Source organism: Rheinheimera sediminis, from assembly GCF_004005375.1.
Classification (GTDB): domain Bacteria; phylum Pseudomonadota; class Gammaproteobacteria; order Enterobacterales; family Alteromonadaceae; genus Pararheinheimera.
Genome location: NZ_RZUF01000015.1, coordinates 88,191 through 102,237, shown reverse-complemented (window position 1 = coordinate 102,237; position 14,047 = coordinate 88,191). Strand labels below are relative to the sequence as shown.

The window sequence follows — 14,047 nt, the reverse complement described above, 5'->3', positions numbered from 1 at the left end:
TCACATTTTTGTTCCGACATTCACTCCTCCGATACGACCAACACCTGAGTCATTGCGATAATCAGTGCACTGTGCTGACTATTATTCCCTACAATAAGGCCCACTACTTAAAGAGTACCAGACTGGAGTTACCGTGACGCAAAAAAATTCGCGCCTGATATGGGTTTTATTGATTGGAATGTCTGCCTTTGTTGCCTATCTTTTTTCTCAAAATCAATCTCCTGAAGAAGAACAAAAGGCGAAAAATTCAGCCACTTTAGTCAACACTCAGGTGGTCAGTCTGTCATCTTTAGTTCGTCAGGTCAGCAGTCTTGGAACAGCGCTTGCCAATCAGTCAGTGCACATTGTAACCAATACCAGTGACTATCTGACTGAGCTGCATATTCGTGAGGGCCAGCGAGTCGAGAAAGATCACTTAATAGCACAGTTAAACGATGTCGAAGAACGTGCCCGGGTTGCAGAGCTATCCGCAACTTTGCTTGACCAGAAACGTCAGTTAGACAGAGTAAAAAATCTGGCAAGAACTCAAGCCACAGCGCAATCCTTGTTGGACGAACAACAGACCAGGGTTAAAACGACTCAAGCTCAATTGGATGCAGTCAAGGCACGTTTAAATGAAATGACAATAAGAGCGCCTTTTGCTGGGGTTCTGGGGTTACGTCAGGTCAGTGAAGGCGCTTATTTAACAGCGGGCACTGTACTGACCACGCTGGACGATTTAAATCTGATCCGCCTTGAATTCAGCGTCGCCGAGTATTATCTGGCACAGCTAAAAGCCGGTATGGCGGTAAACGCCAGCAGTGTGGCTTATCCTGGTCAAGTATTTAAAGGAGAGATCAAAGCCATAGATACCAGGTTAGACCCCATTACACGTTCCGTGAAGGTCCATGCTTTAGTGCCTAATGGTCAACTGGAATTACGTCCTGGTATGCTGCTAAATGTCAGCGTGATTTTAGATGAAGTGCAGGCGCTGCAAATTTCTGAAAAGGCCATAGTGCCATTGCAAAACAAACATTATGTCTTTGTCGTCAACAAAGACAATAATGCGATACAAACCGAAGTTCAGCTTGGTCAACGTATGTCGGGCCTGGTGGAGATTATCTCCGGCCTGAACGCAGGTGATGAAGTGGTGATTGAAGGTACGACCAAAATTCGTTCTGGTTCATTGATCACCAAAGTGGGGCAATAAGCATGTGGCTTTCAGATGTTTCGGTTAAAAGACCGGTTTTTGCCACCGTAGTTAATCTGATCTTACTTATTTTCGGTATTGTATGCTTCACTATGCTGCCGCTGCGTGAGTTTCCTGATATTGATGCGCCTATAGTCACAGTAAGTACAGATTATCCTGGTGCGTCCGCCGAGATCGTAGAAACCAAAATCACTCAACCTATTGAAGATCGGATCTCCGGCATTGAGGGCATCAAAAACATCAGTTCTAACAGTCGTGATGGCCGCTCTAATGTCACTATAGAGTTTAATGTTAATCGTGACATAGACGCCGCAGCCAACGATGTGCGTGAGCGGGTTTCGCGTATTTTAGATAACTTGCCAGACCAGGCCTTTCCGCCTGAGGTTTTTAAAGCAGACGGAGATGATGACACCATTGCCTGGTTCGTGCTGAATAGCGAAACCATGACCAACCTTGAGTTGTCCGATTATGCCGACCGCTACATAGTGGAACGTTTTTCTGTGGTCGATGGCGTAGCTCGTATTCAGATTGGCGGCGAACGTCGCTATGCCATGAGGCTCTGGTTAGATAAAGATGCGATGGCCGCCCGCGGAGTCACAGTGCAGGATATTGAAACTGTGCTGCGGGCTGAGAACGTTGAATTGCCTGCGGGAAATATCAAATCTGAAGATCGTAACTTTACGGTTCGGGTGGTACGTACCTACAAAACTCAGGAAGATTTCAATCGCTTAGCCATAAAACGGGGTGAAGACAACTACTTGGTGCGTTTAGGCGAGGTGGCACAAGTTATCTTGAGCTCGGAAGACGAGGAAAATGAATTCCGTGGTGACGGTAAAAACTTGCTGGGTATTGGCATTATTAAACAGTCAAAAGCCAATACGCTGGATGTAGTGAAAAATGCCCGCGCCGAAATGGAAAAAGTAAAAGCGACTTTGCCTGCAGGCACGACGATAGAACCAGGCTACGACTCGTCCCTGTTTATCGCTGAGTCGATCAAAGAGGTGTACAACACTTTGGGCATCGCCATGGGAATGGTAGTGCTGGTTATTTTCCTGTTTCTTGGCAATTTACGCGCCACCTTTATTCCGGCAGTCACAGTACCTGTAGCTCTGGTTGCTGCTATTACCGTGCTTTATGCGCTCGACTTTTCGATTAACTTATTAACCCTGCTGGCTATGGTACTGGCTATAGGTTTAGTTGTAGATGATTCCATTGTGGTGCTGGAAAATATTTATCGACGCATTGAAGAAGGTGAACATCCGCTATTAGCCTCCTACCGTGGCGCCAGAGAGGTCGGTTTTGCTGTAGTGGCTACAACCTTGGTACTGATTTCTGTGTTTGTACCTCTGGTGTTTATGCAAGGTGAGCTTGGCAAACTCTTTACCGAGTTTGCTTTGGCTGTAGCGGCTGCAGTGGTCTTCTCTGGCATTACCGCTTTAACGCTATCCCCTATGCTGGCCAGTAAATTACTGACGCACAAAAAACGCGAATCCCGTTTCAGCGCGGCTATGCATAAAGGTTTTGCTAAGCTGGAAACCGGGTATAGACATCAGCTCAACGGCGTGATGAGTTATCGCTGGCCAACACTGGCGGTGTTAGGGCTTAGCTTTGTAGCTACGCTGATGCTATTGAAGCTCATTCCTTCGGAGCTGGCACCACAGGAAGACAGAGGTACTTTTTTTGTCAATATGAGTGGAGCTGAGGGAGCAAGCTATGCCAACAACAGCCGTAATATGAGGCTGATTGAAGATATTCTGCTGCCCTACTACGAAACGGGCGAATTTAACCGCTTATTGATCCGGGTGCCTGGCTGGGGCAATTCCGGAGGCGTGGCCATCATAGGCACAGAAAACTGGAGCAACGGCAAAAGAAGAACCCCTGAATTGATGCAGGAGGTCAGTGGTAAGCTGAATGAATTACCTGATGTAAAAGCTTTTACCTTTATGCGTAGCGGTTTAGGTGGCGGGCGTGGCGGTGGTCGACCGGTACAATTTGTCATTCAGGGCAATACCTATCAGGAACTGGTTGAGTGGCGCGACATCGTCATGGCCAAAGCTGCAGAGAACCCAAACCTGCTGATGCTGGATCATGACTATAAAGAAACGGTGCCGCAGGTTCTGGTAGAAATTAACAGCGAAAGAGCCGCCGATTTAGGCATTTCGGTTGGTGCTGTAGGTCAGGCACTGGAGGCTATGCTGGGTGGACGCAGAGTCACTACATTCCTCGACCGTGGTAAAGAATATGATGTAATACTGGAAGGTGAAGATAAAGACTTTGCTCAACCGGGTAGCATCAGCAATGTCTATGTGCGCTCAACTGAGTCTGGCAAACTGGTGCCATTGGACAATCTGGTTAGCTTAAAAGAAGCCGCAACCACCTCCAGCCTGAACAGATATAACAGAATGCGCAGTATCACTATCACTGCCAATCTGGCACCAGGTTACAGTCTGGGTGAAGCTTTGGAGTTTTTGGAAACAACAGTCAAAGACAATATCGAAGGCACAGTGGGTATAGATTACAAAGGCGAATCGCTGCTTTTCCAGGAAAGCGGCGAATCGACTGTGCTTGTTTTTGCACTGGCGCTGCTGATCACTTATCTGGTTCTGGCTGCTCAGTTTGAGAGTTTTGTTCATCCTTTGATCATCATGCTAACCGTGCCCTTGGGTTTAGTTGGAGCTTTGGCCGGGCTGTATTTTTCCGGTATGACGCTGAACATTTACAGCCAGATAGGCTTAGTTATGCTGATAGGTTTAGTGGCGAAAAACGGCATTCTTATCGTTGAGTTTGCCAATCAGCTGCGGGATGCTGGCGTGGAATTTGAAGAGGCGATTAAACGCGCTTCAGCTTTACGTTTACGTCCGATAGTGATGACCGCTTTTACGACTGTATTCAGTGCTATTCCACTGATTGTCACTTCAGGTCCTGGCTCAGAAAGCCGGATGGTGATAGGTATGGTGATCTTCGCGGGTGTCGGCATAGCAACTTTACTGACTATTTATGTGGTCCCTGTCGCTTATATGGCGTTGGCACGTAATACCGGCTCACCACAAACTATCAGTAAGCAGTTAGAGCAACTGGACTCAGAGAGACCGGCTAAGCCAGAACAACCGCATTAATCCTCCTCATCATAGCCTCTGCAGCACTGTACAAGCTGCAGAGGCTATGATTTCACTGCTGTGAACCGCTTCAATTGACTTTTCTTCTGCAATTTATTCATTTGTTTTTGTTCTGGATCTGGTTTAGGCAACTAAATATCAGCTAACTTAGCTACAGACAAAATTAGAAAGCAAGGACTCAGGCAAATGGATTACCGGCTGTTGTTTTCTGCACTTTTCCCAGTGCTTAGTGTGTTTGTGTTTCTGGTGATTTTACGCTGGCCCGCCCGTAAAGCCATGCCATTGTGTTTACTCGGTACAGCGCTGATCACTGCCACTGTCTGGTCAGTCCCCCCCCTAACCATAGCAGCCAGTGTAGCGGAGGGATTGGTGATTGCCGCAACTGTACTCTGGGTAGTGTTTGGTGCTTTATTGCTGTTGAACCTTCTTGAGAATAATGGCAGCTTTTTGATGATCCGTCGTGGCTTTATCAGCATCTCTGCGGACCAGCGTATTCAATTACTTTTTGTTGGCTGGTTGCTGGTGGCATTTTTAGAAGGCGCTGCAGGTTTTGGCACTCCGGCAGCGATAGCCGCACCTTTGTTGATAGCGCTGGGTTTCAAGCCACTTGCTGCCGTGGTGCTGACCTTAATAGCAGATTCAGTACCAGTGTCTTTTGGTGCCATCGGTACTCCGGTATTGGTTGGACTGACCAATGGTTTACCCGGCGTATCGCCGGATCTGATCCAACAAAGCGCTGTGATGGCGGCTGGTATAGATTTACTTTGCGCCAGTCTGATACCTGTAATAATGTGCCTGCTGCTCTGCCGTTTTTTCAGTGATACCCCAAGTTGGCGCTCGGGTTTAGCCATAGCCCCCCTGGCCTTTTTATCCGGACTTTGCTATAGCGTGCCTGCCTTTTTGGTGGCCCGCTACCTTGGTCCCGAGTTTCCATCGTTATTAGGCGCCTTATCAGGCTTAGTACTACTGACTTTACTGGTGCGCTTTGGTGTGGCAGTGCCAGCTCAGGTTTGGCGCTGCCAGCCAGAGAACACAGATTTAGCTCCAGATCAGAGCACAGAATTAAACAAACTCCATGTGTTCAAAGCCTGGGGGGCTTATCTGCTGCTGGCCACGTTATTGATCCTTAGCCGATTGGAGCTTTTGCCTTTTAAAGCAGCTCTGCAGTCAGTGGAGTTTAAGTGGTCAGGTATTTTTGGTTCTACCTTGTCTGCGACCATGCAACCTTTGTATCTGCCGGGAACTTTGTTTGTCTTAACCCTGCTAATACTGCTGCCCTGGCAACGTCAGCGTCGCCGTTTACTAGGTAAAGCTACGGCAGAGAGCTTAAGCAGAATATGGCCAGCAGCTATTACGCTGGCAAGCGCTGTGCCTATGGTACGACTATTTTTACATTCAGACCTAAACAGTGCTGACTTACCAGCTATGCCACTCTATCTGGCTGCCATCGCCAGCGAGCATCTTTCCCATCTTTGGTTTTGGTTTGCCCCTTGGGTCGGAGCTTTGGGTTCATTTATCGCGGGTTCTGCTACTTTTTCCAACCTGATGTTTGCCAGTATGCAACAACAGTTGGCTACTGAGTCTGGCCTGCCACTGCACTGGGTATTGGCGCTGCAAATGCTTGGGGCTAACGCTGGAAATATGCTGTGTGTGGTCAATGTGGTTGCTGCCGCATCTGTTGTCAAACTAACAGGGCAGGAAGGACAAATTATGCGCTTTACTCTATTTCCTATGGCGTTGTATTGTCTGCTGGCAAGCGCTGTGGCTGTGCTGCTGCTCAGGTTTACAACTTAGAAGATGGAGGCAGTAACTCAGCAGTTTTTACCTGATAACGCTGAGCTACTTTTGTGATGTCTCCTTGCTCAAATAACTTCAGCCAGGCGTTTTGCAGCTTGACTAACATAGGTCTGGACAGTGTAGTTTTGCTGAAGCCAAAATACACTGGACTTTGGTATACCAACACTAAAGGCTGGTATTTATTTGCATTTTTATATCCATTGCTTTGCCAATATTGCAGCACTGAATCGTCCTCCAATATGGCATTAACCCGACCTGCTTCCAGAAGCGCCAGCTTGTCCTGAATACTGCTGATACTCACCAGTTGCCGGGCAAAAAAAGCATTTTGCTTTAACCGCGAAAATTCCTCGCCGTAATAAGCACCAATCAATTCCGCAATACGCCCCAAATCGACCGTCTCAGTTAGATCTTTTAACTCTGTAACTTTGGGTAATGTGGCAGGATTACCAATCAACCACATGGATTCATTATGATGAGGACCAATAAAAGCAAAGTCTTTTTTTCTGGCCTCGCTATATGACAAGTGACTGACCAGATCCAAGCCACCCGATTTGATTTGAGCCAAAGCACGTAACCAGGGAATGTTGACTATATGTAATTCACAACCAACTTCAGTGGCCAGCATTTGTGCCAGTTCCACTGTCTGCCCCTGCCAGTTTTGATCTTTTAATACCTGATAAGGTGGAAAATTAGTTTCCGCGGCCATACGCAAAACACAAGCTTCAGTGAAGCAAGGGCAGAGCGCTATGCAAAACATTAACCTTTTGAACATCAAAGATCCCATTGGTTCGATCAGACGACTCTACTATTACACGGCCAAAACCGCTTTACCAGAAGCCAAAGGTCGGCCCTAGCGATTTTTTTCCTTATTGCTCTTGTGAAGCTGCTGCATTCATTTTATGGTCATTGATGTAAACATTGGGTTTCACTAGTAAACCTGCAGAAAAGGAATTGTCATCATGAATAAAAGAGCAGCGCTATGGTGCTTAGGGGTTTTGTTCTCTGCTTGGTCTGGTTCAGTTCTGGCGACTGAAAAAGGAAAAATTGGCCTGGCGCTGAATATTGCTGTCGAAGGAGGCTTTTTTAACCCTACCCTGGCCAGTGCTAAAGTGAAAAAGCTGGTTCCAGGCGGAGCAGCAGAAAAAGCTGGGGTATTGGTTGGCGACCAAATCCTGAAAATTGCCGACTGTGCTATTCCGGGTTGTCCTGCCGATGACGCTAAAAAATTGATGAATAAAAATAAAGGCCAAGCTGTTGTCTTTTTAATAAAACAAGCAGATGGCGCTGAGCTGACAAAAACTATTATTGCGGAATAATCCCTCATCTATCTGTAAAAGGCCAGGAGACCACCGGACATTTCTACTGACGTCCGGCCCTGCCCTCTGCTACACTGCGCTGGTTTTGTTGAAGGTGTTCTGCAAAAGTGACTGACTATTGCATAGAACCGAAGAGGGAAACAGGTGTAAATCCTGTACTGTACCCGCAACTGTAAGCGGCTCTGAGACGATCAGAAACCAGCAAGTCAGATGTCCTGCCTTTACAAACCTCAGGCGTTGCAAGATCTATGGTCTGTGCAACACACAGTGCGGGCTTACACTGTGCCGGAATTCTGCAGTTGTTTTACTGCCTTTCCTGGTTCCTGCCCGCTTATCAATGGAGCTTTGCAGTGGGCCAAACCCCGGTTGTCGAATTTTTGCAGGTGCAGTTACATATTGATCAGCAACAGATTTTAACTGGGCTGAATTTTGCAATTCAAACAGGTCAGTTTGTCGGTTTGCTTGGCCCCAATGGCGCAGGTAAAACCAGTCTGCTGCGACTGCTGCAAAAAGAATATCAGCCTTCTTCCGGCCAGATTAAATTGCAAAATCACCCCCTACAAAGCTTCGGTCAGTCAGAACTCGCCGCCAAAGTGGCACTGGTCAGTCAGATCTCCGGTCCTTTGTTTGATCTGACAGTAGCCGATGTGGTGCTGATGGGGCTGATCCCACATAAAGCCCTGTGGCACACCAATACAAAGCAGGACATGCAACAACTCAGGCAAAGTCTGGAACTGGTCGGCTTGGCACATAAAGAAGCTTACTCTTTTGCTCATTTATCCGGGGGAGAACAACAAAGGGTACTGTTGGCACGTGCTGTGATGCAAAGCCCCTTGTTGTTACTGCTGGACGAGCCTACTAACCATCTGGATCTGTATTATCAGCATCAGGTACTGCGTATCGCCAAAGCGCTGAAGATTACAGTGCTTGCCAGTATTCATGATTTAAATCTGGCTTCACGATACTGCGACCGGGTATTACTGCTGAACCAAGGTCAATTAGTGGCTGACGGCACACCGCAACAGGTAATGACAGAAGACCTGTTGACCAGGGTGTTCAGAATTCCCTGCTTAATCGACCTCAACCCTTTTGGCGCTTGTCCGCGTGTCAGTTTTGGTTACAAGGACGACTTATGAACCACGCTTTATTGGCTGTGTTGCCAGTGCCTGTGCGTCTTTTACTGGCAACAGTAGTGTTACTGCTGGTCTGTCTTTGTGCATTAACCTCTGGCTCAGTCTCCATTAGTATCAGCGCACTGCTCGGCATAGTACCTCTGGACGAGATGCAATCTACTGTACTTTGGCAACTGCGTTTTCCACGTCTACTATTGGCGTTGCTGGCGGGCGCAGGTTTAGCGCTTTGTGGCGCCTTGTTACAAAACGCCAGCCGCAATCCACTCGCAGATCCTTATTTATTTGGCATAGTTTCAGGGGCTGCATTGGGTGCAACTATAGCTACTATAGTGCTACCACAGTGGCAACTACTTACGCCGCTGTTCGCCTTCTGCGGCGCTTTGCTGGCTGTATTTCTGGTATTGATTCTGGGTGCCAGCAGTCGCTGGCAACGCCTGGAAAGCCTGCTGCTTTGTGGTGTTGCTGTAAGCTTTATGCTCAGCGCCATTACGACCACTTTATTGTATATATCAGAACCTTTTGCTGCCAACCGCGTCATGTTTTGGCTGATGGGCAGTTTAAGTCAGGCCAGTCTGACTCAGGTTACTTTGATTTTTCCCTTGGTCGTGCTCACTTTACTACTGGCTTTATTATACAGACGACAACTGGATGCTTTGGTGTTAACCGACGAAAGTGCACGTAGTTTAGGCGTTCATGTGCAACCTTTACGCCTGGTGATCTTGCTGCTCTGTGCTGCCGTCAGTGCCGCTATTGTGGCTTTTTGTGGCGGTATAGCCTTTGTTGGACTGATGATCCCTCATCTGGTGCGCTCCTTGTTCGGGTTATCCAGCGTGGCTTTACTTTTAGGTTCAGTCTGGTTAGGCGCAATATTTTTGGCGGGCGTAGATACCTTATCCCGTAGTTTGCTTCCTACTCAAGAGCTGCCTATCGGAGTAGTGACGTCAGCTATTGGCAGTCTGTTCTTTTTATCCATGTTATTTAAATACCGACGCGGCTAATTGCCTATTACACTGGAGTAGAGTCTGTGGTGAGTTTTGAGATCCCCGCTTTAGATAAAACAGCAACATCTGTTATACAACAGCGAATCAATTTAAAAACCAAACCTCTGGGCGCCCTTGGAGTGCTTGAGGATCTGGCATTGCAGTTGGCACTGCTCCAAAGCAAGACGCAAAATAGCGACAAGCTGGCTATAGACAAACCCGTGTTGCTGATATTTGCCGCAGATCACGGTATCAATAGCCATGGGATCAGCATAGCGCCAAGTGCAGTGACTCAGCAGATGGTATCGAACTTTTTAGCTGGTGGCGCAGCGGCAAATTGCTTCTGCCGCAGCAATCAGATTGAGCTTCGCGTGGTCGATGCAGGCTTACTGCAGCCTTTGTCCGATGCTGTTGGCTTAATTCAGCAATCTTTGGGTTGCGGTACAGCAGACTTCAGTCAGGGCCCAGCTATGACCCTAGCTCAGGTGGAGGCGGGTTTAGCCTTAGGTCGCCATGCAGCGCGCCAGGAGTTGCTCGCCGGCTGTGATTTATTGCTGCTCGGTGAGATGGGTATCGCCAATACCAGTAGCGCTGCAGCCTTGTTGGCGGCCTTAACGGATTTACCTCTTCACACCTGTGTTGGCCGTGGCACGGGGATCAGCGATCAGCAGTTTGAATTAAAGTGCGCTTTGATCCAACAGGCACTGCAACGGCCTTATTCGAAACAGCCGCTGTCGATACTGGCTGAATTTGGCGGCTTTGAAATAGTACAACTTTGCGGCGCTATTTTAGGTGCAGCAGCCATGCAAAAACCTGTGCTGATCGATGGTTTTATCGTCTCAGTAGCTGCCTTATTCGCCTGCGCGATAGCTCCAAACTGCCGGGATTATTTATTATTTGCCCATCAAGGCGCTGAAGCAGGCCACAAGGCTGTATTAACAGCGCTCAATGCGACAGCGTTACTTCATTTAGGTTTACGTTTAGGCGAAGGCACTGGCGCGGCTTTAGCCGTGCCCTTAGTCAAAGCAGCTATCAGTTTTTATAATGATATGGCTAGCTTTGCTGATGCCGGTGTTACTCAAGTCGTTGAGCCCCATAATGCCGCAGATGGAGCAGTCCAGTGATACAGGGTCTGCTGAATTGGTTGGTCAGGCAATGGCAGTTATTCTGTCTGGCTTTGTCATTTTTCAGCCGCATTCCCGTCCCCAAGTCGACACCATACAGTTCAGAGTTATTTAACCAAAGTAGTCGTTATTTAAGTCTGGTTGGATTACTACTGGGAATTTTGCAGGGGCTGGTATTGCTCGCCACAGCTCAATTATTGCCCTTTTCCATTGCGGTTCTAATGGCTTTACTAACTGGATTAGTGCTCACAGGTGCTTTTCATGAGGATGGCCTGGCCGATACAGCTGATGGTTTAGGCGGAGGATTAAATCTTGAGCGCAAGCTTGAGATTATGAAAGACAGCAGAATAGGCACTTATGGCTTAGTCACTTTGCTATCGGTATTTTTACTCAAATGGCAAAGTCTGGTCGCACTGGAAACGCAAGCCGCCTGGGCTTTAGTGCTGGTCGCAGGTTTATCACGTGCCACAGCAATCAGCCTGATTTTTGTTTTACCTTATCAGCAGTTAGATGCTGTCAGTAAAACCAAACCCATAGCGACTTCATTGCAAAAACGGACTTTGGTCTGGATCTGGCTATTTGTATTACCGCTTTTATCTGTTTTGCCCTGGCCTTTGGCTCTGTCTTTGCTGGCGACACTACTGCTGTGTTTTGCTCTGTTGTTTTTTTATTACCGCAGTCAGCTACAAGGCTACACCGGAGATTTATTGGGTGCAGCCCAACAGCTTACCGAACTGAGTTTATACCTGATCTGGCTGATGCTATGGAGGCAACAATGAGCAAAACTCTGATTTTAGGTGGAGCCCGCAGCGGTAAATCCAGTTTGGCAGAATCATTAGCTGCAGATTCAGACTCTGTAATTTATATAGCCACAGCTACAGCTTTTGATACTGAGATGGCACAGCGAATCAAACTCCACCAGCAGCAAAGGCGGAAAGACTGGTCTGTACTTGAATGCCCTTTGTTATTGGCAGAAGCTTTAGTCAAGCTCTCAGGCTCCGGCCAGACCTTAGTGGTGGATTGTTTGACCTTATGGCTGAATAACCAGTTGTATCACCACCCGGAGCAGGATTTTACATTTGCACGTCAACAAGTTGCAGATGCAGTGCGTCAGTTTCAGGGAAATTTATTCATGGTCAGCAATGAAGTGGGGATGGGGATAGTTCCAGTCGGCGAGCTGAATCGGCTTTTTGTCGATCAGCAGGGCTGGCTGAATCAACAACTGGCGAAACTTTGTGATCAGGTGATTTTTGTTGCCGCTGGTCTACCACTTTATTTAAAAAGAGGTCCAGATGCAGCAAATTGATTTGGTGCGCCATGGCCCTGTCGCTGGACCTGCAGCTCTCTATGGCTGGACCGACATACCACTACAACAGCAATCTCCCGCTTGTCTGGACTGGCTGTCAACACAGTCTTATCAGCATATCCTGAGCTCTCCTTTGAAGCGTTGCCGCCAGAGCGCAGAACAACAAGCCTTGCGTTTACAACTGGATCTAGCGCTTGAAGCTGATTTAAAAGAGATGAATTTTGGTCAGTGGGATGGCGTTCCTTTTGACGAACGCAACTGCTACTGGCCAGAACAACAGCAATTCTGGCTAACGCCCTATAGCGTAACTCCCCCTCAAGGTGAATCTCTGACGCAATTCCAGCAAAGAGTACTTCAAGCTTTTGAGCGGCATAGTGGCTATCAGCAGCAACAGGAGCTGTGGCTGGTCCACGCTGGTGTGATCCGCGTACTACTTGCCTTCTTATTAGATATTGACCTACAACAGAGCAAATGGCTGCAACGAGTATCAGTTTCCTATGGCAGTGTCAGCCGCATTAGCCGCTATAACGAGCATAGTCCCTGGCAAATCCAGTGTATTGGTAGCCTTGGCATTTAATTTTATTTAAAGAGAACCCAGATGACTGAGCAAAAAACAGATCTAAAGCAGCAAAACCATAAAAAACGTCAGCAAAAACTAAAAGAGCAGGTCGATAGTCGGATAGCTGCCGCTAACACAGACAAAGCCTTACTTTTAGTGATCACTGGCAATGGTAAAGGTAAGTCGACTGCAGGTTTTGGTACTGTAGCCAGAGCTGTAGGCCATGGTTTAAATGCAGCGGTGGCGCAGTTTATTAAAGGCAGTTGGGACTGTGGCGAACGTAATTTATTACAGCAACACGGTGTGGAGTTTGCCGTGATGAATACAGGTTTTACCTGGGATACTCAAGACAGAGCAGCAGACATAGCTGCCGCTGAGCTGGTGTGGGCCAAAGCCGAGCAGTTTTTACGGGACGAGACGATTCAATTGGTATTGCTGGATGAGCTGACCTACATGATCAGTTACCATTATATTGAGTTAGACAGAGTCGTAAATGCATTAAACAACAGGCCTGCCACTCAGCACGTGGTGATCACAGGTCGGGCAGCTCACCGTACTTTGATAGATATGGCGGATACCGTCAGCGAAGTGCAGTCCGTCAAACATGCGTTTGACTCAGGGATACAAGTACAAAAAGGGATAGACTGGTGAGTTATTTGTGGAACTCAGCGCTGTGCTGCCTCGCACTTCTGGCTTCGCAGCTTCAGGCAGAACCAGCACAGCGTATCATTGCGCTCTCGCCTCATTTGGTTGAGCAGCTTTACAGCCTTGGCGTGGGTGACAAGATAGTCGGCACTACTGACCATGCAGATTATCCGCTGCAGGCGAAAAGCATTCCTAGGGTTGGCAATTATGCTCAACTGCAGGTGGAAAAAATTCTGGCGTTAAAACCTGATCTCGTGCTGGCCTGGACAGACGGCAACCCTCCAGCTGATGTACAAAAACTAAGGCAGTTTGGGCTGCATGTAGTAGATTCAAACCCAAAGCAACTGACAGATATAGCCAAAGAGCTGCGTATCTTAGGTCAACTGACAGGCGCTACGGCGACGGCAGAGCAACAAGCCACTTTAGTCGAGCTAGGCCTTGCAGAGCTGCATCAGCGTTACAGCAAAAAGACCAAAGTGACTGTCTTTTATGAATTATGGCAACAGCCGCTCTCGACTGTGGCGCAAGATGCCTGGCCACAGCAGCAATTAGAACTATGTGGCGCAACAAATCCTTTTGCTAATGCGATGAGTGATTACCCGCAAGTCAGTTTAGAGCATGTAATCGCCAGTATGCCACAGCTGATTATTCAGCCAATGTCAGTGAATGAGCCGCGTACTTTACTCGACTGGAGTCCTTGGTCAGCTATTCCTGCGGTTAAACATCAGCAATTTAGCCAGCCAGATTCCGACTTAGTGCACAGAACTACCAGCAGGATGCTGCAAGGTGTGCGGCAACTTTGCGCCGACATAGACAAGACGCGGCAATTTTTTGCCAAAAAGTCCTAAAGTTATTAAAGCTCTCGCCGATAGCCTGATCAGT

General features: G+C 47.8%; 13 protein-coding genes and 1 riboswitch. Of the genes, 12 read left to right on the top strand and 1 reads right to left on the bottom strand.

Annotated elements, in window-relative coordinates:
* The first annotated feature begins 133 nt into the window (after positions 1 to 133).
* From EMM73_RS11770 to EMM73_RS11760, 3 genes are all read left to right on the top strand, one after another.
* Positions 134 to 1,189, top strand: a complete 1,056-nt coding sequence (locus EMM73_RS11770) for an efflux RND transporter periplasmic adaptor subunit (protein WP_127686624.1) — start codon at positions 134 to 136, stop codon at positions 1,187 to 1,189.
* Between the two features lie 2 nt (positions 1,190 to 1,191).
* The gene (locus EMM73_RS11765) at positions 1,192 to 4,305 is read left to right on the top strand and encodes an efflux RND transporter permease subunit (protein WP_127686623.1); all 3,114 of its coding nucleotides are present in this window, start codon (positions 1,192 to 1,194) and stop codon (positions 4,303 to 4,305) included.
* A 186-nt stretch (positions 4,306 to 4,491) separates the two neighbouring features.
* Entirely contained in the window at positions 4,492 to 6,099 is a 1,608-nt protein-coding gene (locus tag EMM73_RS11760; RefSeq protein WP_127686622.1) for an L-lactate permease, read from the top strand.
* On the opposite strand, the gene EMM73_RS11755 is transcribed toward EMM73_RS11760, so the two are convergent.
* A complete protein-coding gene (locus tag EMM73_RS11755; protein ID WP_261373393.1) occupies positions 6,089 to 6,874 on the bottom strand; it encodes a substrate-binding periplasmic protein in 786 nt (261 codons plus the stop codon). The two genes, EMM73_RS11760 and EMM73_RS11755, sit on opposite strands and share 11 nt — an antisense overlap.
* A gap of 187 nt (positions 6,875 to 7,061) precedes the next feature.
* On the opposite strand from EMM73_RS11755, the gene EMM73_RS11750 reads away from it, so the two are divergent.
* From EMM73_RS11750 to EMM73_RS11710, 9 genes are all read left to right on the top strand, one after another.
* Entirely contained in the window at positions 7,062 to 7,418 is a 357-nt protein-coding gene (locus EMM73_RS11750; protein WP_127686620.1) for a PDZ domain-containing protein, read from the top strand.
* Positions 7,419 to 7,493: 75 nt separating this feature from the next.
* Positions 7,494 to 7,655: riboswitch (cobalamin riboswitch) on the top strand.
* A 113-nt stretch (positions 7,656 to 7,768) separates the two neighbouring features.
* A complete protein-coding gene (locus tag EMM73_RS11745; RefSeq protein WP_261373392.1) occupies positions 7,769 to 8,554 on the top strand; it encodes an ABC transporter ATP-binding protein in 786 nt (261 codons plus the stop codon).
* Complete coding sequence (locus EMM73_RS11740; protein ID WP_127686618.1) at positions 8,551 to 9,549, top strand: FecCD family ABC transporter permease; 999 nt, start codon at positions 8,551 to 8,553, stop codon at positions 9,547 to 9,549. The genes EMM73_RS11745 and EMM73_RS11740 overlap by 4 nt, the downstream gene beginning before the upstream one ends.
* Positions 9,550 to 9,575: 26 nt before the next feature.
* Positions 9,576 to 10,655: a nicotinate-nucleotide--dimethylbenzimidazole phosphoribosyltransferase gene (gene cobT / locus EMM73_RS11735; protein WP_261373391.1), complete on the top strand. Its 1,080-nt coding sequence runs from the start codon at positions 9,576 to 9,578 to the stop codon at positions 10,653 to 10,655.
* Positions 10,652 to 11,434 carry an adenosylcobinamide-GDP ribazoletransferase gene (locus EMM73_RS11730; RefSeq protein ID WP_222422653.1) on the top strand — a complete coding sequence of 261 codons (783 nt, stop codon included), beginning with the start codon at positions 10,652 to 10,654 and terminating at the stop codon, positions 11,432 to 11,434. The genes cobT and EMM73_RS11730 overlap by 4 nt, the downstream gene beginning before the upstream one ends.
* On the top strand, positions 11,431 to 11,961 hold the full coding sequence (gene cobU, locus EMM73_RS11725; protein ID WP_127686617.1) for a bifunctional adenosylcobinamide kinase/adenosylcobinamide-phosphate guanylyltransferase: 531 nt from the start codon (positions 11,431 to 11,433) through the stop codon (positions 11,959 to 11,961). Before EMM73_RS11730 ends, cobU begins: the two co-directional genes overlap by 4 nt.
* Positions 11,948 to 12,538, top strand: a complete 591-nt coding sequence (locus EMM73_RS11720) for a histidine phosphatase family protein (RefSeq protein ID WP_127686616.1) — start codon at positions 11,948 to 11,950, stop codon at positions 12,536 to 12,538. Before cobU ends, EMM73_RS11720 begins: the two co-directional genes overlap by 14 nt.
* Before the next feature lie 21 nt (positions 12,539 to 12,559).
* Positions 12,560 to 13,171, top strand: a complete 612-nt coding sequence (gene cobO / locus EMM73_RS11715; RefSeq protein WP_127686615.1) for a cob(I)yrinic acid a,c-diamide adenosyltransferase — start codon at positions 12,560 to 12,562, stop codon at positions 13,169 to 13,171.
* Positions 13,168 to 14,013, top strand: coding sequence for a cobalamin-binding protein (locus EMM73_RS11710; RefSeq protein ID WP_127686614.1), 846 nt, complete (start codon positions 13,168 to 13,170; stop codon positions 14,011 to 14,013). Before cobO ends, EMM73_RS11710 begins: the two co-directional genes overlap by 4 nt.
* Positions 14,014 to 14,047: the final 34 nt, after the last annotated feature.